This is a genomic window from Rhizobium sp. AC27/96 (genome assembly GCF_001692325.1).
Taxonomy (GTDB): domain Bacteria; phylum Pseudomonadota; class Alphaproteobacteria; order Rhizobiales; family Rhizobiaceae; genus Rhizobium.
In genome coordinates this window covers 164441-180071 of record NZ_LXKN01000018.1, presented here as the reverse complement: position 1 = coordinate 180071, position 15631 = coordinate 164441, and the positions used below count along the sequence as shown (strand labels likewise).

The 15631-nt window shown below is 58.6% G+C and carries 18 protein-coding genes; 6 read left to right on the top strand and 12 right to left on the bottom strand.

Annotation, left to right across the window (positions count from 1 at the left end; genetic code table 11):
- Both A6U86_RS14530 and A6U86_RS14525 read right to left on the bottom strand, forming a co-directional pair.
- A complete protein-coding gene (locus A6U86_RS14530; protein WP_083196835.1) occupies window positions 1-531 on the bottom strand; it encodes a gluconokinase in 531 nt (176 codons plus the stop codon).
- The gene (locus A6U86_RS14525; RefSeq protein WP_068392295.1) at window positions 506-1264 is read right to left on the bottom strand and encodes an SDR family oxidoreductase; all 759 of its coding nucleotides are present in this window, start codon (window positions 1262-1264) and stop codon (window positions 506-508) included. Before A6U86_RS14525 ends, A6U86_RS14530 begins: the two co-directional genes overlap by 26 nt.
- A gap of 86 nt (window positions 1265-1350) precedes the next feature.
- Here A6U86_RS14525 and A6U86_RS14520 point away from each other — a divergent pair, with 86 nt between their 5' ends.
- Window positions 1351-2298, top strand: coding sequence for a 2-hydroxyacid dehydrogenase (locus A6U86_RS14520; protein WP_068393935.1), 948 nt, complete (start codon window positions 1351-1353; stop codon window positions 2296-2298).
- Window positions 2299-2308: 10 nt separating this feature from the next.
- A complete protein-coding gene (locus tag A6U86_RS14515) occupies window positions 2309-3340 on the top strand; it encodes an L-idonate 5-dehydrogenase (protein ID WP_068392293.1) in 1032 nt (343 codons plus the stop codon).
- A 59-nt stretch (window positions 3341-3399) separates the two neighbouring features.
- Here A6U86_RS14515 and A6U86_RS14510 read toward each other — a convergent pair whose 3' ends face one another.
- A complete protein-coding gene (locus A6U86_RS14510; RefSeq protein ID WP_068392290.1) occupies window positions 3400-3819 on the bottom strand; it encodes a heme-binding protein in 420 nt (139 codons plus the stop codon).
- Window positions 3820-3909: 90 nt separating this feature from the next.
- Here A6U86_RS14510 and A6U86_RS14505 point away from each other — a divergent pair, with 90 nt between their 5' ends.
- Window positions 3910-4800, top strand: a complete 891-nt coding sequence (locus A6U86_RS14505; RefSeq protein WP_068392284.1) for an SMP-30/gluconolactonase/LRE family protein — start codon at window positions 3910-3912, stop codon at window positions 4798-4800.
- Window positions 4801-4874: 74 nt separating this feature from the next.
- Here A6U86_RS14505 and A6U86_RS14500 read toward each other — a convergent pair whose 3' ends face one another.
- A complete protein-coding gene (locus tag A6U86_RS14500) occupies window positions 4875-5090 on the bottom strand; it encodes a hypothetical protein (protein ID WP_068393933.1) in 216 nt (71 codons plus the stop codon).
- Between the two features lie 336 nt (window positions 5091-5426).
- On the opposite strand from A6U86_RS14500, the gene A6U86_RS14495 reads away from it, so the two are divergent.
- Entirely contained in the window at window positions 5427-5774 is a 348-nt protein-coding gene (locus A6U86_RS14495) for a helix-turn-helix transcriptional regulator (RefSeq protein ID WP_068392279.1), read from the top strand.
- Window positions 5775-5880: 106 nt separating this feature from the next.
- Here A6U86_RS14495 and A6U86_RS14490 read toward each other — a convergent pair whose 3' ends face one another.
- The 7 genes from A6U86_RS14490 to A6U86_RS14460 form a co-directional block, all read right to left on the bottom strand.
- Entirely contained in the window at window positions 5881-6540 is a 660-nt protein-coding gene (locus A6U86_RS14490) for a DUF3313 domain-containing protein (protein ID WP_068392276.1), read from the bottom strand.
- Window positions 6541-6709: 169 nt separating this feature from the next.
- Window positions 6710-8074: an ATP-binding protein gene (locus A6U86_RS14485; RefSeq protein ID WP_068392273.1), complete on the bottom strand. Its 1365-nt coding sequence runs from the start codon at window positions 8072-8074 to the stop codon at window positions 6710-6712.
- Entirely contained in the window at window positions 8071-8793 is a 723-nt protein-coding gene (locus tag A6U86_RS14480) for a response regulator (RefSeq protein ID WP_068392271.1), read from the bottom strand. The genes A6U86_RS14485 and A6U86_RS14480 overlap by 4 nt, the downstream gene beginning before the upstream one ends.
- Window positions 8794-8998: 205 nt before the next feature.
- Window positions 8999-9727, bottom strand: a complete 729-nt coding sequence (queE, locus tag A6U86_RS14475; RefSeq protein WP_068392268.1) for a 7-carboxy-7-deazaguanine synthase QueE — start codon at window positions 9725-9727, stop codon at window positions 8999-9001.
- Window positions 9724-10080 carry a 6-carboxytetrahydropterin synthase QueD gene (gene queD / locus A6U86_RS14470; protein WP_068392266.1) on the bottom strand — a complete coding sequence of 119 codons (357 nt, stop codon included), beginning with the start codon at window positions 10078-10080 and terminating at the stop codon, window positions 9724-9726. The genes queE and queD overlap by 4 nt, the downstream gene beginning before the upstream one ends.
- Window positions 10080-10790 carry a 7-cyano-7-deazaguanine synthase QueC gene (gene queC, locus A6U86_RS14465; RefSeq protein ID WP_068392263.1) on the bottom strand — a complete coding sequence of 237 codons (711 nt, stop codon included), beginning with the start codon at window positions 10788-10790 and terminating at the stop codon, window positions 10080-10082. Before queC ends, queD begins: the two co-directional genes overlap by 1 nt.
- A gap of 181 nt (window positions 10791-10971) precedes the next feature.
- Window positions 10972-12078, bottom strand: coding sequence for an aldo/keto reductase (locus A6U86_RS14460; protein WP_068392260.1), 1107 nt, complete (start codon window positions 12076-12078; stop codon window positions 10972-10974).
- A 136-nt stretch (window positions 12079-12214) separates the two neighbouring features.
- On the opposite strand from A6U86_RS14460, the gene A6U86_RS14455 reads away from it, so the two are divergent.
- Together A6U86_RS14455 and A6U86_RS14450 are read left to right on the top strand one after the other, a co-directional pair.
- Window positions 12215-13126, top strand: a complete 912-nt coding sequence (locus A6U86_RS14455; protein WP_068392257.1) for a LysR family transcriptional regulator — start codon at window positions 12215-12217, stop codon at window positions 13124-13126.
- Window positions 13127-13386: 260 nt separating this feature from the next.
- Window positions 13387-13794 carry a helix-turn-helix domain-containing protein gene (locus tag A6U86_RS14450; protein ID WP_141683707.1) on the top strand — a complete coding sequence of 136 codons (408 nt, stop codon included), beginning with the start codon at window positions 13387-13389 and terminating at the stop codon, window positions 13792-13794.
- A 78-nt stretch (window positions 13795-13872) separates the two neighbouring features.
- On the opposite strand, the gene A6U86_RS14445 is transcribed toward A6U86_RS14450, so the two are convergent.
- Window positions 13873-15192 (bottom strand): pilus assembly protein TadG-related protein, encoded by a 1320-nt coding sequence (locus tag A6U86_RS14445; RefSeq protein WP_275507269.1) that lies wholly within the window; start codon window positions 15190-15192, stop codon window positions 13873-13875.
- Window positions 15193-15631: the final 439 nt, after the last annotated feature.

Below are 15631 nucleotides of genomic sequence, written 5' to 3'. Positions count from 1 at the left end.
TTATTTCTCCTCCAATGCGGCGATGATCGCAGCCACGTTCGCATCCAGCGGCTGGTCGATATCGACGGTAATTGCCCACTCGTCGGCACCGGGTGGTTCAAGCGTTGCAAACTGACTGTCCAGCAATGCCGGTGGCATGAAATGATCCTGCCGCGCCTCCATACGTCGCAAAATGATCTCTCTTGTGCCGGCAAGATGAATGAAGAAAACCGGTGCACCGACCGCTGCGCGGATCCGGTCGCGATAGACGCGCTTCAATGCCGAACATCCGATCAGCGCCGTATCGTCTGCCAATGCCAGACACGCACCAACCTTATCGAGCCAAGGCCAGCGATCATCGTCGGTCAATGGGATGCCGACGCGCATCTTGGCGACGTTAGCGGCCGTGTGCAAATCGTCGCCGTCGACATAGATGCCGGCAAGATGGGCAGCCAGTATCGCGCCCACTGAAGACTTGCCACAGCCGCTGACGCCCATGACGACGAAACGGTGTGGTGGCCGTTCGTCAGAGCGAGGCAGTAATGCCACCATCGACATAAAGGACATGTCCGTTGACAAAAGAGGATGCATCGGATGCAAGAAAGATGCAGGCGCCGACGAGTTCTTCGACCTGCCCCCAGCGGCCGGCCGGCGTGCGCTTTTCCAGCCACGCCGAGAAATCGACATCCGCGACAAGCGCCGCGTTCAATGGCGTATCGAAATAACCAGGCGCGATGGCATTGCATTGCAGCCCATGTTTCGCCCAATCCGTCGCCATGCCCTTGGTGAGATTGCCGACGGCGCCCTTGGTAGCGGTATAGGGAGCGATCGAGGGACGCGCCAGCGCCGTCTGCACGCTGGCAATGTTGATGATCTTGCCGGCCTTTCGCTTGATCATGTGCCGTGCCACCGCCTGCCCGACATTGAAGACGCTCGATACGTTCGTGCGCAGCAGCCGTTCAAAGGCATCGGCGGGAAAATCCTCCAGCGGCGTACGAAACTGCATGCCGGCATTGTTCACCAGAATATCGATCGCGCCCGTATCCGCCTCGAAAGTATCGACGGCGCGGCGCACGGCCTCATGATCAGTGGCGTCGAATGGCAGGATATGGGCCTTGCCTTCGAAACCTTCAGCCGCCTTGGCAAGCTTCTCCTCGTCGCGACCATTGAGCACCAGTTCGGCACCGGCGGCCGCCAGTCCCCTTGCGAGCGCAAGCCCGATGCCTTGCGATGAACCCGTAACAAGGGCGCGCCGCCCTTTCAGATCGAAGAGGCCAAGAGACACCGTTTCCTCCGTTTTTTATCTCGACAAGCACTGTTGGTCTTGTTTATGTTATCGATAACATTCGATGTCAAGGGAAGATGCGAAAGATGAGCAAGCCATCAGTCCTGCAGGTCGGGCCCTATCCGCAATGGGATCAGGAACCGCTCGATGCAGCATTTCAGGTCCATCGTTACTTCGAGGCCATCGACAAGGCCAAAATGCTAGCCGAAATCGGGCCGTCGATCAAAGCAATCGCCACGCGCGGCGAGCTCGGCGCAAACCGCGCCATGATCGAGGCCTGCCCCAATCTGGAGCTCATTTCGGTCTATGGCGTCGGCTTCGATGCCGTGGATCTGCAGGCTTGCCGCGAGCGCGGCATCCGGGTGACGAATACCCCCGACGTGCTCACCAATGACGTCGCCGACCTTGGAATCGCGATGATGCTCTGCCAGTCACGCGGCATGCTCGGCGCCGAAACCTGGGTGCGTGACGGCAGCTGGGCTGAAAAAGGTCTCTACCCCCTCAAGCGCCGCGTCTGGGGGCGGCGTGCCGGCGTGCTCGGCCTTGGCCGCATCGGTTTCGAAGTCGCCAAGCGCCTGAAGGGCTTCGATATGCAGATTGCTTACTCCGATGTCGAGGCAAAATCCTTTGCATCCGACATGACCTTCGTGGCCGATCCAATTGAATTAGCAAAGCAATCGGACTTCCTGTTCGTGACACTCGCAGCATCGGCTGTGACTCGCCACATCGTCGGGCGGCAGGTGATTGAGGCGCTCGGCCCGGAAGGCATGTTGATCAACATTTCCCGCGCATCAAACATCGATGAGGAAGCGCTGCTGGAGGCGCTGGAAGCCGGCAAACTCGGATCAGCTGCGCTCGATGTCTTCGAAGGCGAGCCGAAGCTTAATCCTCGCTTCCTGGCGCTCGACAACGTGCTGCTTCAGCCGCATCATGCCTCCGGCACAATTGAGACGCGCAAGGCCATGGGTCAGCTCGTTCGCGACAATCTCACCGCCCATTTCGCCGGGCAGGCATTGCCGACACCCGTTCTTTGAGGAGAAAGACATGAAGGCCATCGTCGCTCACGCCGCCAAGGATCTGCGGATCGAGGATTATCCGGAGGAGGAGCCGGGTGCGGGAGAAGTCAAGTTGAGGCTTGCCACCGGTGGGGTATGCGGCAGCGACCTGCACTATTATCATCATGGCGGCTTCGGTGCAGTGCGCTTGAAGGAGCCGATGATCCTGGGCCACGAGGTCAGCGCGACCGTGATTGCGCTCGGGTCCGCCGTTCAAGGCCTCGATATCGGCCAACTCGTCGCCGTTTCCCCGTCGCGCCCCTGCGGAGCTTGCCGCTACTGCCTGCAGGGATTGCCCAACCAATGCCTCAACATGCGCTTCTATGGCAGCGCCATGCCCTTCCCTCATATTCAGGGCGCGTTTCGCGAGACGCTCGTCGCCGACGCCATCCAGTGCGTGCCGGCCGATGGCCTGACGCCCGGTGAGGCGGCCATGGCTGAACCGCTGGCCGTGACCCTGCATGCGACCAGGCGCGCCGGCGAGATGCTCGGCAAGCGCGTCCTCGTCACCGGCTGCGGCCCGATCGGCGTCCTGTCGATCCTCGCTGCACGCCGCGCCGGTGCGGCCGAGATCGTGGCGACCGACCTTTCGGATTTCACCCTGTCGCTCGCCAAGGAAGCGGGAGCCGACAGGATCATCAACACCAAGGACGATCCCGAGGCGCTGGCCGCCTACTCGGCCGACAAGGGCACCTTCGACGTGCTCTATGAATGCTCCGGGGCCGCAGCGGCTCTCGTTGGTGGCATTGCGGCCCTAAGGCCACGCGGCATCATCGTGCAGCTTGGCATCGGCGGCGACATGAGCCTGCCGATGCTTGCAATCACCGCCAAGGAATTGGAACTGCGCGGCTCTTTCCGCTTCCATGAGGAGTTTGCGGTCGGTGTTGACCTGATGCGCAAGCGTCTCATCGATGTACGCCCACTCATCACCCATTCGGTGCCGCTTGCCGATGCGATCAGCGCGTTCGAGATTGCCTCGGACCGCAGCAAGGCCATGAAGGCGCAGATCGTCTTCGCCTGATCTGCAAGGAATAGCATGAGATCCGTCTGGGCAAGGCGGATCTCATGTAACAGGTTTATCTATTCGAGATCGGCGCCAATCGCCTTGAGGGCAGCAAGCGCCACCTGCTCGTCCTGTTCACCGGAGCCTGATCCAACCCCGATACCGCCTAAGAGCACACCGGCAACTCGGATCGGCAAGCCCCCGTGCAAACCAGTCATCCCGCCATGCGTGGCGATCGCCAGGGGTACCCTCGCATGTTCCGGCAGGGAGCTGCTCGGCGCACCGATCGAGGCGGCCGTCTGCGCCTTGGAAAGCGCGCTTTTCAGTGACTGGAAGCGCGAGCCGCGCATGCGGAAGGAGCCGAGCGTCACACCGCTTTGATCGACGATGACGATGCATTGCGGCTGCCCCATCGCGTTGGCGGCGGAAATGGCCGATGTCAGCAGGGTCATAACACCCTCGTCACTCAAGACACTCGACGTCAGAATATGGCTCATGCACTATTCTCCCAGCTTGCGGACTCATTTGGATATGTTATCGATAACACATCGATCATGCGATGTAACATTATGGGAGGTATTGTCACAATGTCGTTCTTCGAGATCATGGATCCCGCTTTCGGGAAATTCGTCCTCGGCAACGCTCCCGTCAAGCAGATTGCCACCGGCTTCGACTGGGTGGAGGGCCCTGTCTGGTTCGGAGATCTGAACTGCCTGCTCTTCTCCGACATTCCCAACAATCGGATCATGCGCTGGATACCCGGCATCGGTACCAGCATATTCCGCGAGCCATCGAACTTCTCGAACGGCCATACGCGCGATCGGCAGGGCCGCCTCGTCAGCTGCGAGCACGGCGGCAGACGCGTGACGCGTACCGAATATGACGGATCGATCACCGTGATTGCCGATAGCTATCAGGGCAAGCGGCTGAATTCGCCGAATGACGTCATCGTCGCCTCGGACGGCGCCATCTGGTTCAGCGACCCACACTATGGCATTGCTACGGATTATGAGGGTCACAGAAGTGAGCAGGAACTGCCCTGCAACGTCTATCGTGTCGACCCATCCGGCACGATGCAGGCGGTGCTGACGGACTTCAATTGCCCGAATGGGCTCGCATTCAGCCCGGATGAAAAGAAGCTCTATGTCGCCGATACCGGCCGCATGCATATCGGTGATCCCCAGCACATTCGAGTCTTCAATGTCGGGGAAAACTGGAGCCTGTCGGGCGGAGAGGTATTCCATGTGATTTCGCCTGGATGTGCCGATGGCATGCGGCTCGATAGCGATGGCAATCTCTGGTCATCAGCGGCCGATGGCGTTCATTGCATCGCGCCTGACGGCCATGTCATGGGCAAGATCCTGGTGCCGGAGACGGTTTCCAACCTGTGCTTCGGCGGTCGCGGCAAACACAAGCTCTTCATGACCGCAACCACCAGTGTCTACGCGATTTCGCTCAACCGCAGCGGGGCACTTTGACAACGAACCGGCCGGCGAACCGTCGGCCGGTTTCTCCTTGGTGGAGGCGCTCGGAGAGATGAGCAGCAACGAAACTAGCGCAGATCGATCTGAGTGTTCGGCCGTGTCGATGTCTTGGCGATCGACGCGCGGCCAGCCGACAAGGCGAGCCCTTGCGCAAGCTTTTGCCTGTGCGCAGCGTCCTGCAACAGATTTGCCATGCCGGCAACTGAGATGCGATCCGCCCGCATGACCTGCCGGATCAAGGGGTCTTTAAGAACTTGGGCGATCGTCAAATCCCTATGGGTCATCATTATCTCCTGTTCGTTACTACAGAAGATAAGCCGTTTAATTTGCAGTGCGATGTCAGAAGCCGGACGAAAACAAGGCAGTTCGTTCGATTTTGTTACAGAATAATTGCAAAACGGCTGCTTCACATATTCACAAATCACAATACGACCCTACTTGTCGATTGACGAAGGGTTGATCAATGCCGATCTGCCTGAGTGGGAGGACTGGTTGCCCCGCGAGGAGCGCAGCATATTGCAAATAATTCCGAACATAATTTTGCAACTTTTGCGTTTTTTATCGCGTGACATCTGACCTTCGAAGGTCAACAGCTTTCGCTATAAACGACGGACCGCGTCATGTACTCAGATCAAACTACAGAAGACGAGCGTCTCACATATCACGCAGATCTTCTCAGCCAGCTTGCCAATCCGAAACGCCTGGAAGTTTGCATCTACTTGTCCGGGCACGAGGAAGACGTAAACAGCCTGGCTAAAAAGCTAGGAATATCTCAGTCTGCACTGAGCCAACATTTGACGCGACTTTATCATTCCGGAATTGTCAAAGTGCGCCGTCAGGCGCAGTTTAGATACTATACTTGCGACCATCCGGGCGTGCAGCAGATCCTGAAAACGTTGTCGGAAATCTTCGATGGCGACGTGAATCACACAACGAGCGAGGCCTCGGATCGTTCCGAGCAAGACTAATCCTGACGAGATTGAGCGCTCGTTGCGCGAGCGACCCAAGAACCGGTAGGCTGTTGCCTCGCCATAGCATTCGTGGCGGCAAGGCGGCCTGCCGGGCTCTGATCTGCTACTTGATCTCTGCAAGCAGAGCTTCGGCCCCCTTGCGAATGCCGATCTTCGAGGCTTCCAGCGATGAGAAGCTCGCGCCGATATTGAGCGCGTTCGGATACTGCTTGGTCACGTAGGCGAGCAGTAGGCGGCTGGTCGAGGCATCGTAGAGTTCCACTGCGTAATTGACAGAGCCCGTCATGGAGCCTTCGCGGCCGCGAGCCGACTGTACAGTGTTATAGACCCCGCCCCCAACGTCGATATGCGTGAACGGGCCGAGCACCGGCGTCGTGGTCTTGGCGCCGGTCAGCGTCAAATGAAGCCGAAGCGTGCCAGGACCTGGAGCAGTGGCGATCGCAAAGCGGGCTCCAAGCTTCTCGACGAATTGCTGCTGCATGTAGGCTGCAAGCAGCGACTTGTCCGTATCCGCGATCTTGACGAATTGGCTGTCCGGGCCGCCATAGACGGAAACGGGGTCGACGATGATCTTGCTATAGGATCGCCAGTCGACGGGCCCCTTATATCGATAGGGTGTGCGACCTGTCTGATCCTGGGTGTTGGGTCGGAGTTGTGGCGCTGAGGCCAAGCCTGAATAGACGGTCGGGTCGGCTGTCGTGCAACTGGCAACAGCCAGGCATACGGCAATCAGCGTGCCGCTGGCGAAAGATGGTCTGAGCAACGATCTGGCTCCTGGAGGAATGTGAATGGAATTTGCCAGGGCCAGCTCTATTGCTTCGCCGGATTGCGGTGTTTTCTTTAATGTGCGGAAATGTTCGCGGGTCTTGCATCGGCGTGCGAGCAAGCCGCCTGCCCGCAAGTATCGGAGGATGATAGGCCTAAGGCGTGGGCTACCTGCGTGATGCGCCGGCCAGCCTGACCTCGCCCAGGCCCTGCCCGGAGGGCAGATTGATTTCGACGATCAGGCCATGGGGCTTGCGGTCGCTCAATGTCATCCGTCCGCCATGGCCCTTCCGAACAATTCCTTCGGCGGTCGGCAGGCCGAGGCCGAAACCACCGCCTGTACCCGTCGTGCGGGCCTTGTCGACCTTGAAAAACGGCTCCAGCGCGCGCGCCTTGAGTTCGTCACTCAAGCCCGGCCCGTCGTCGCTGACCTTGATCAGCACACCGCCGTCGGCTGCGCTCTGCAATTCGATCTCAATGTGATTTGCGTAGCGCGAGGCGTTTTCGACGAGATTGTTCACTGCCCGCGTGATGGATTCCGGCCTGCATATGCAGGTGAGCCGCCGAGGCCCTGTGAAGCTCACATCAATGCCCGTCTCGGAAAAATCGGTCGCGATCGTCTGGAGCAGGCTTGAGATATCGACCTTGCGGGACGGCACGCTGTGATAGGCATTCGTCAGGAATGCCAGGCTTTCGTCGATCATATTGCCGAGAGTGGTGATGTCGGCGAGCATCTGACGCTGCAGATCTGGCTGTGCGCAATGCTCGGCCCGCATCCGCAGCCTGGTCAACGGCGTCCTCAGATCATGACTGATCGAGCTCAGCATTCGAGTCCGGCTGTCGACCATCTCCAGGATGCGGCTGCGCATGATGTTCAGCGAGGTGGCAAGGCTCCTGATTTCAGCCGCTCCTTCCGTGGCAAAAGGCTTTTCCAGATTGTCGTCCATGCTCGCCTCTTCGGCGGCAGCCGCGAAGCGGGCAACCGGGTGGGTGATCAGCCGGCTGCTGAAATAAGCCATAAGCGCAAGCGGAATGACGATCTTCAAAACCCCGCTCGCCACGGCCGGCAGCAGCCAGAGATAGGGCGAAAAGACCGGCATGTGAAAGACGACTGCGCGCGTGGCGTCCACTTTCAGCAGGAGCACATGGGATTGCGACGCGCCTGCAAGCAGCCACTCGACAGTTTGGAAAAAGCCGCCCTCGAGCAGAGCACGAACGCGCATTAGGATATCACCCGGTTTATCCACACCATTTGCGTCCCGTACTTGTTCGGGAGATGCCTTTTCCACCTGAATGCCAAGAGTCGCTGCAGACGAGAGAACTGCTGCTTCCTCTTCCTCCGTGCGAGTGCGCCGGAACTGGTCCATGACCAGCTCGATCCTGCCGGCGAGCAAGCCGATCTGGATACCCTTGTCATGGCGACCATAGATGTACGGCTCGGAGAGCGTGGCGACGACGGAAACGAGGATCGTCAAAAGCGTCGCGAGCACGAGGATCTGCGTGCGTATGGAGGCGGTACGAAAGTTGATCATGCCAGCCGCTCCACCTTGGATGCAAAGAGATAGCCACCGAGCCGCACAGTCTTGATGAAGGACGGCTCCTTGAGATTGGGCTCAATCTTCTGGCGCACACGGCTGATATGGGCATCGATGCTACGCTCCACCGGCCCGGCGGAACCGGCGTGCGTCATCGACAGAAGCTGCTCGCGCGTCAATATCCGATTGGGATTGCGGCAGAACGCGAGAAGCAGGTCGAACTCCGCCGTCGTCATGGAAACTTCCGCGCCATCGGAATCGAACAGCTGCCGGCTCTTGGGGTCGATGCGCCAGCCGGAGAAGGACATGGGCATAAGGCTGTCATCCGGTTGCTGAGCATAGGAAGCTCTTCGCAGAATGCTTTTAATACGAGCCATTAACTCCCTGGAATTGAACGGCTTTGTCACGTAGTCGTCTGCGCCGAGTTCGAGGCCAAGAATTCGATCGATATCTTCTTGCAGGGCGGTCAGCATGAGGATCGGAATGGTTTTATCCGCACGCAGGCGCCGGCAGATGCTGAAGCCGTCTTCACCGGGCAGCATGGCATCGAGCACGATGAGATCGAATCCTTGCCGCGCCAGCATGCGATCCATTTCCGCACCGTTCGAGGCGGATACGGCCCTGAAGCCATTGCTGCGCACGAGCTCGACCAGCATCCCCGCTATGTCGGCATCGTCCTCGACGATGAGAATATGAGATTGATCTGTTGTCGCCATGTCGCGCTCGCTGCTGTCGCTGGAATGCCGGATACGCGAACCATCGCGCGCAAAACTATCTCACCGGACCGCGCAACTGTCACGCAGGCGCCTGCGATGCCGCTCCGGCGAGAAATAGCAGGCGCTTCATGTAGCTGTATTCGAAAATGTTGAGTTATGTTGCGGCCGTCGCGACATCAAGCTGGCAATAAGACGCGGTTCGCGCTCAGACGCCGCGCCTGTTGCCCCAGATGAGCACATGCAGCTGCGGGAGAACCCGCGCCTCGAACCACCTGTCATCGCTGACCTTGTCCACCAGCCAGCGCATCCGGTCCATGACACCTTCGATGTCGACAACCGCATCCTCTTCATCCGGCGGCGGCGGTGTATGGTTGCCGGGCTGCAGATAGAGCGGCAGATGCGGATAGCGGGAAGCGGCTTCCTTTGCGTAGGCATAATCGGCGTCATCGAACACGACGATCTTCAACGCGATCTGCGGTCCGCTCGCCGCCATGCGCAGACAGTCGTCGAAAGCGGCCCAATCCGTCAACATGCCACTCGATGGCGGCTTCGGGCTCAAGACCAGCGTATCAAGCTCGGCAAACCACTCTTTGGCAACACTTCCCTGCGTTTCCAACGCGAAGCGATAGCCTTCGGCATGACCATGCGCGATCAGGGCCCCGAGCGGCTGGATTGCCGGATTGCCGCCCGAAAGCGAGATCGTCAGCGGTTTCCCGCCGGAAAGGCGCGTTACCTCTTGCCAGATTTCATCGACCGACATCGGCTGCCATTGGTCGCGGTACTCGCTATCGACCGCATGCAGCGTATCGCACCACGAACAGCGGTAATCGCAGCCGCCGGTGCGCACGAAAACCGTGGGAAGGCCGATGAGGACGCCCTCACCCTGGATCGTCGGCCCAAATATCTCGCTGACGCGAATGCGCGCCGCACTCATGGCCGATATTCCGCCCAGGTCTTCGGCGTCTCGCTGACACGCACCGCGGAGGTCTCCGGCAATCGAACCTTGCACCAATCATAGAAATGCTTGGCGAGATATTCCGACGTTATGCGGTCGTGGCCGAGGACATCGTTGAGATGGCGATGGTCGAATTCATCGTCGATATAGCGCTTCAGCGGCTGAAGCTCGTGATAATCGCGCACGAAACCATTGGCATCCAGTTCGCCAGCCGAAAGTTCCACGACGACGACGTAATTATGCCCGTGCAGCCGCGCGCACTGGTGATCGTCGGGAAGATGGCAGAGCTGATGCGACGCAGAGAAGTGAAATTCCTTGGTAATACGGAACATCATTTCACCTCTTCGGCCGAAAAGCCTGATGTCGCCGACACCCAGAAATCCGGGTCTTCATAATCGGTCGGGTCGGCAATGCCGGCGAGATGGAAGGCCTCGCGCCGCTCGACGCAGGTGCCGCAACGCCCGCAATGACGCTCGCCGCCCTTGTAGCAGGACCAGGTTTCGGCAAATGGCGTCTGATGTCGCGCGCCATCTGCGACGATATCGGCCTTCGAGACGGTCACAAAAGGCGCATAGAGCGAGACGCTGGCATAGCCGTCCAGCGCGTGGTTCTGCATCTGCTGGAATGCATCGATGAAGCCCGGGCGACAATCCGGATAGATGAAATGATCGCCGCCATGAACCGCAACGGCAACCGCATCCGCCTTTTGCGCGGCCGCGAGCCCGAAGGCGATCGCGAGCATGATGGCATTGCGGTTCGGGACCACGGTCGTCTTCATGCTCTCTTCGGCATAGTGCCCGTCCGGCACGTCAATGTCGTCGGTGAGAGCCGATCCGGTCAGGTGTTTGCCGATGGCCGTGATGTCGATGATCTCATGGGGCACGCCGAGGCGTTTTGCGCAGGCTGCGGCGAATTCCACTTCCTTGCGATGTCGCTGGCCATAGTCGAAGGAGACGAGGCCGATAAGCTGATGTTCGGCTGCGACCTTATGGGCGAGCGAAACGGAGTCCAGTCCGCCGGAGCAGACGACGATAGTCTTCATAATTCAGGATCCCTTGTTTTGACCGGGTGGGCTGCGACCGGATTTCATGGCTCCCTGAAGCCACGGCGGGCTCAGTAGCAGCAGAAATCGGAAGAAACAAGGCGCACTTGCATTATAGGAGGCTTGATAGGAGGTTTGCGCCGTCATCGCTGCCGGTGCAAACCAAGCCCCGTCTGTACCCTCAACTGACGCCGGCAAACTTTCCCGAAATATTCAGATCCGGGTAGTAACCGGCCGGCTTGTCGCCGACGGTCTGGCCACCGGTCATCGCTCCCTGGATTTCCGATCCAAAGAAGGAATAAGGGAAGGTCGGCTGCAGGGCGCTGACGTCATCGAGCCGTTGACGCAACTCCGCCGGAATCTGAAAGTCCAAGGCGCCGAGATTGTCTTTCAGCTGCTCGAGCTTGGTGGCGCCGATGATGATCGAGGCCAGGCCCGGCTGGGTCATCGCCCAGTTGACCGCCACCTGCGCCATGCTGCGGCCAAGCTCGGCGCATACTTTTTCCAGCTCGGCAACGATTGCCCAGTTGCGCTCGTTGAACTTCTGGAAGCCGGGGTTTGTGGTGCCGCGCACCGTTTCAAGCCGGCCATCCGTCTTTTGCGCAGCGCTTGGGCGATATTTGCCGCTGAGGAGGCCGCTCGCCAGCGGGCTCCACGCCATGATGCCGGCACCATAGCGCGTGCCGAAGGGTACGAACTCGTTTTCGAGATTGCGCTCGGCCAGCGAATATTCCAGCTGCAGAGCCGATATCGGCTCGTAGCCGCGGTATTCGGCGACAGCCTGGGCTCGGCTGGCATACCAGGCCGGCACGTCGGAGAGACCGACATGAAGCACCTTTCCCGCGCGGACAAGATCGTCGAAGGTACGCATAACCTCTTCCGGCGGGGTCAGGCGGTCCCAGCAATGCATCAGATAGAGATCGATATGGTCGGTGTTCAGCCGCTTCAGCGAGGCTTCGACGGCCCGCAATATGTTCTTGCGACCATTACCGGCTGCGTTGGGTGTTTGAGCCGAGAGATTCATGGTGAACTTCGTCGAGATCACAGCGTCGTCGCGCAGTCCCCGTTCAGCGATGAATTCGCCAAGCCAGGTTTCCGATGTTCCGCCGGTATAGGCATCGGCGGTATCGAAGAAATTGCCGCCGGCATCGACATAGGCGTTGAAGATGGCGCGAGCCGCTTCCTTGTCCGATCCCCAACCCCATTCGGTGCCGAAGGTCATGGTGCCAAGGGCAAGCCGTGTCACCTTCAGGCCGCTATTGCCGAGTGTATAGAATTCCATGCTCATGGATGTACTCCTCTTTGGGATGCCAAAGCTCATTGGATCGTGTGGAGTCCGGCGACTTGATGAAGGCAAGTTCGCCGGTTTTTGGCTCTTCGATAAGGCTGTTTAATTCGCATGCATTATGCGATATCACTCAGCAATGGACCGCGATCTGCTGACACATTTGCCCGTGATCGTCGTCGTGGCTCGCCGCGGTGGTTTCGCGGCCGCCGCCAATGAACTGGGCATGAGCGCGTCGGCTGTCAGCCATGCCGTCCGGCTGGTGGAGGAACGGCTCGGCCAGCCGCTCTTTGCCCGCACGACGCGCAGTGTGGCGTTGACGGAGGCGGGCCGGAACCTCATTGCCACGGTCGCACCGGCCCTGCAGGATATTCACGAGCGGATGGAGCGTATCCGCGCGGTCAAGGGAAGGCCGAGCGGCCTGCTGCGCATCAACGCCTCCCGTGTCAGCCTGCCGCTTGCGCTCACCCGCCTGGTCGCAGCCATGAGCGAGCGCTATCCTGAAGTGGAAGTCGAGATCTTTTCCGACGAGAGGTTGACCGATATCGTCGCGGAAGGCTTCGATGCAGGCATACGGATCGGCGAGATGATCGATCAGGATATGGTTGCAGTCCGCCTCACTCCACCCTTCCGATCGATCGTCGTCGCCTCACCCGGCTATATCGGGCGTTTCGGCCGTCCCATGACGCTCGGCGACCTTTCCAACCACAATTGCATCGGCTATCGGCTCATCCGTTCCGGTGGTCTCTATCAATGGGAATTCGTCGAGGACGGGCGCGACGTGGCGGTCACTGTTCGAGGACAGGCGATCGTCACGGAGTCACATTCGGCAATCGATCTGGCCCTGGCAGGCGTCGGGCTCGCCTATGTCTTCGAACCCCTGGTGCAGGCAGATATCGCGGCGGGCCGGCTGATCGAAATCCTGGGCGATCACGCTGTAACTGAGGCCGGCCTCTTTCTCTACTTCCCCCGTCGCGCCGAGCTCGCACCCAAACTCAGAGCCTTCATCGATACGATCCGGCAGATCGCGCGCGAATCGGCTGCCAGCTAGGTCACGACGCCATCGAGTGGGCACTTGGCCACCCGCACGTCCTCCTTCGGAAAAGTTCAGATAGCGCGACCATTGTCCCGAATGCGCATGAAACGAATGTGTGTGACGGCAAGCCGCATCGCTTGACATTGCGGATTCATATCAGACCCGGCAGTCCTTAATAGCGGGCTCAGCTGACATGATGTCTAGGGGCCTCGCTATCACCGCCCATCGACGCCTCATGGCTCGATGGGCGGCTCTATCGTCTGAAAGAGGGGTCAGTGCGAGATATTTCCAATAATAAATCACCGAGTCCGATCGATGTTGAAGTCGGGAGGCGCATCCGCCTGCAACGGCATGTACTGGGAATGAGCCAATCAACGCTTGCAAAGGGGTTGAATGTGACGTTCCAGCAGGTTCAGAAATACGAAAGGGGCACGAACCGCGTCGGCGCAAGCCGCCTGCAGCGCGTTGCCGAATGTCTGGGCGTGCCGATTTCTCATTTCTTCGACAGATCGATCGACCAATCCGTTATTTCCACGGATCAGACGATCAGTGCGGGAAATGATCTGGTTTGCTTCCTGTCTTCCGAAGAAGGCACCGAACTCAACCGGGCCTTTGCAAACATCAAGGATGCCAAGACGCGGCAGAAGATCGTGGGCTTGGTCAAGTCGCTGGCCACAAGTTAGAGCGCTGCCGGCATTAACACCGCGGGATCGGGCGGGAGCCCGTGGTGGCGAACGCTATATCCTCTGACCAGAGCGTGACTAGCCCGTGAGCCGTGGCGTGCGGATGACTTTCAGGAACAGCGCGTTCATCGCGTCGTTAATCCCCTGCGTCGGGCTGACTTCGAAGTAAAGCCCCGGCGATGCGCAGTTTTGCAGATCGGTACCGATCTGCGATTGGAACGGCGCTATCCAGGTGTTGTACCAGGCATTCTGCGGCAGCGGCAGATAGGTCGTGTAGAGAATAGCGATCTTGATATTCTGGTTCTTCAGCGGCTGACAGAACGATATATCGAGCGGTTCCTGGCAGCGACCGCCCGTGGTCGGCTTGGTGCATGTGTTCGGCTTCGCGCTGTCACCCACACCATCAGTCACGAAGAACAGCACCTTCGCCCGATCCGCGCTGGTGGTTCCGCCACCACCGGTGCCGATGATCGGTTTGATCTGCGTCAGCACCGTATCGAAGCTTGTATCCTGGTCGCTATTATAATTCTGACTGGGAGTGGTCATCAGGTCGACGGTGCTCGTCGATGCCTTGACTTGCGTCATATCCGACGAAAGTGCTGATACAGCGGTCAGGCCTGCCGCCTCGGCCTTGGTTCCGAACGTGTAGACAGCCATCCGATACTGGTCGGGTGTCTGGCGGTTTGTCGTCGCGGTATCGGTTAGCGATTGGGTCGCTTGCCGCACCACATCGATGCGCATGTTAATTTTGAGGCTCTTCGCCAAGTTGTAGTAGTTGTTTGTCGTATCCAGATTGTGGCAGGCAAAGGCGCAGGTGTCACTTGTATGCGTCTGCAGCATAGTAATATCGTCCGCCGTCGCGCCAACGCCCATCGATGGCGTATTATCCAGCAGCATGTAGAAATCGATGAAACTTGCCGTCTGATATTGAGCCGTAGCCGAGCCGCTAACCGGGATCGAGGTTTTACCGAGGATCTGCATCAAGGTCGTCGGCACTGTGGCAGAGAAATTGACACTGGACGATACGACGTTCGCGGCTCGCGTCACCGCTATGTTCACGTTGATAGGCATGGCCTGCAGATCGGCCGATGCCTGGCCGAAGAACAGTTTTCTGGCGTCATCCTGACCAACGGTAACCGTTCCGTCACTGGTCATGGCCATGGCGGCAGCAACCGCAGGAGAAGAGGTTGCAATGGCGCCGACCGCAGCTGCATCGGCCGCACTGTAAAGCTCGCTCCGGACCACCAGCGCATCGGTGACATCAATGGCAAGGCCGGCAGCCGCGATCAGGGGAACGGCAAGCAATACCGTCATCGTCGCAAAATTGCCTGACCTGTCGGCGACATATTTTTGCGAAAGCTTACATATGGAGTGAAAGGCTTTTGCGCCGACCTTCAATATCTTCACCTACAAACTCTCTATAGTAGAAATTGCAAGAACAATTGCTGCGCATGGTGATTGCAATAGTATTTCAAGATATACTTACAAATATTATCGCGGATAAATATTGATATTCGGATAATGACTATATTTCTATTTTAGATTTTACGAATTTAAAGAATATTTACCTAGAAACAAAAATATACTTACGCAGCCTCAGAATTAATCGGCAACGGCAAAGTCGTGCAGACGATCTAAGCTAATTGACGCTGGCAATTGATCTTTCCGCGAAAAAGGCAGCGCGTTCGCGGCCAGGTAGCAGCCATGAAATCCGCCTGAAGCCCCGTTTTCGCGTTATTTTGAACGAGGCGTCTTTACTCGATTTTCAATGTTTACCCGTGAAAGCACTGAGCTATTGATCCAGGCTGGCGGCCGCGATATTGCGACGCCATCGAGC

What these genes read in the sequence shown, in the direction of transcription:
- A6U86_RS14510 (WP_068392290.1), bottom strand. Translation starts at nt 3,819, where the DNA reads ATGAGCCATATTCTGACGTCGAGTGTCTTGAGTGACGAGGGTGTTATG.
- queE (WP_068392268.1), bottom strand. Translation starts at nt 9,727, where the DNA reads ATGAGTGCGGCGCGCATTCGCGTCAGCGAGATATTTGGGCCGACGATC.
- A6U86_RS14480 (WP_068392271.1), bottom strand. Translation starts at nt 8,793, where the DNA reads ATGGCGACAACAGATCAATCTCATATTCTCATCGTCGAGGACGATGCC.
- A6U86_RS14530 (WP_083196835.1), bottom strand. Translation starts at nt 531, where the DNA reads ATGGTGGCATTACTGCCTCGCTCTGACGAACGGCCACCACACCGTTTC.
- A6U86_RS14460 (WP_068392260.1), bottom strand. Translation starts at nt 12,078, where the DNA reads ATGAGCATGGAATTCTATACACTCGGCAATAGCGGCCTGAAGGTGACA.
- A6U86_RS14515 (WP_068392293.1), top strand. Translation starts at nt 2,309, where the DNA reads ATGAAGGCCATCGTCGCTCACGCCGCCAAGGATCTGCGGATCGAGGAT.
- A6U86_RS14500 (WP_068393933.1), bottom strand. Translation starts at nt 5,090, where the DNA reads ATGACCCATAGGGATTTGACGATCGCCCAAGTTCTTAAAGACCCCTTG.
- queD (WP_068392266.1), bottom strand. Translation starts at nt 10,080, where the DNA reads ATGTTCCGTATTACCAAGGAATTTCACTTCTCTGCGTCGCATCAGCTC.
- queC (WP_068392263.1), bottom strand. Translation starts at nt 10,790, where the DNA reads ATGAAGACTATCGTCGTCTGCTCCGGCGGACTGGACTCCGTTTCGCTC.
- A6U86_RS14455 (WP_068392257.1), top strand. Translation starts at nt 12,215, where the DNA reads ATGGACCGCGATCTGCTGACACATTTGCCCGTGATCGTCGTCGTGGCT.
- A6U86_RS14485 (WP_068392273.1), bottom strand. Translation starts at nt 8,074, where the DNA reads ATGATCAACTTTCGTACCGCCTCCATACGCACGCAGATCCTCGTGCTC.
- A6U86_RS14495 (WP_068392279.1), top strand. Translation starts at nt 5,427, where the DNA reads ATGTACTCAGATCAAACTACAGAAGACGAGCGTCTCACATATCACGCA.
- A6U86_RS14520 (WP_068393935.1), top strand. Translation starts at nt 1,351, where the DNA reads ATGAGCAAGCCATCAGTCCTGCAGGTCGGGCCCTATCCGCAATGGGAT.
- A6U86_RS14505 (WP_068392284.1), top strand. Translation starts at nt 3,910, where the DNA reads ATGTCGTTCTTCGAGATCATGGATCCCGCTTTCGGGAAATTCGTCCTC.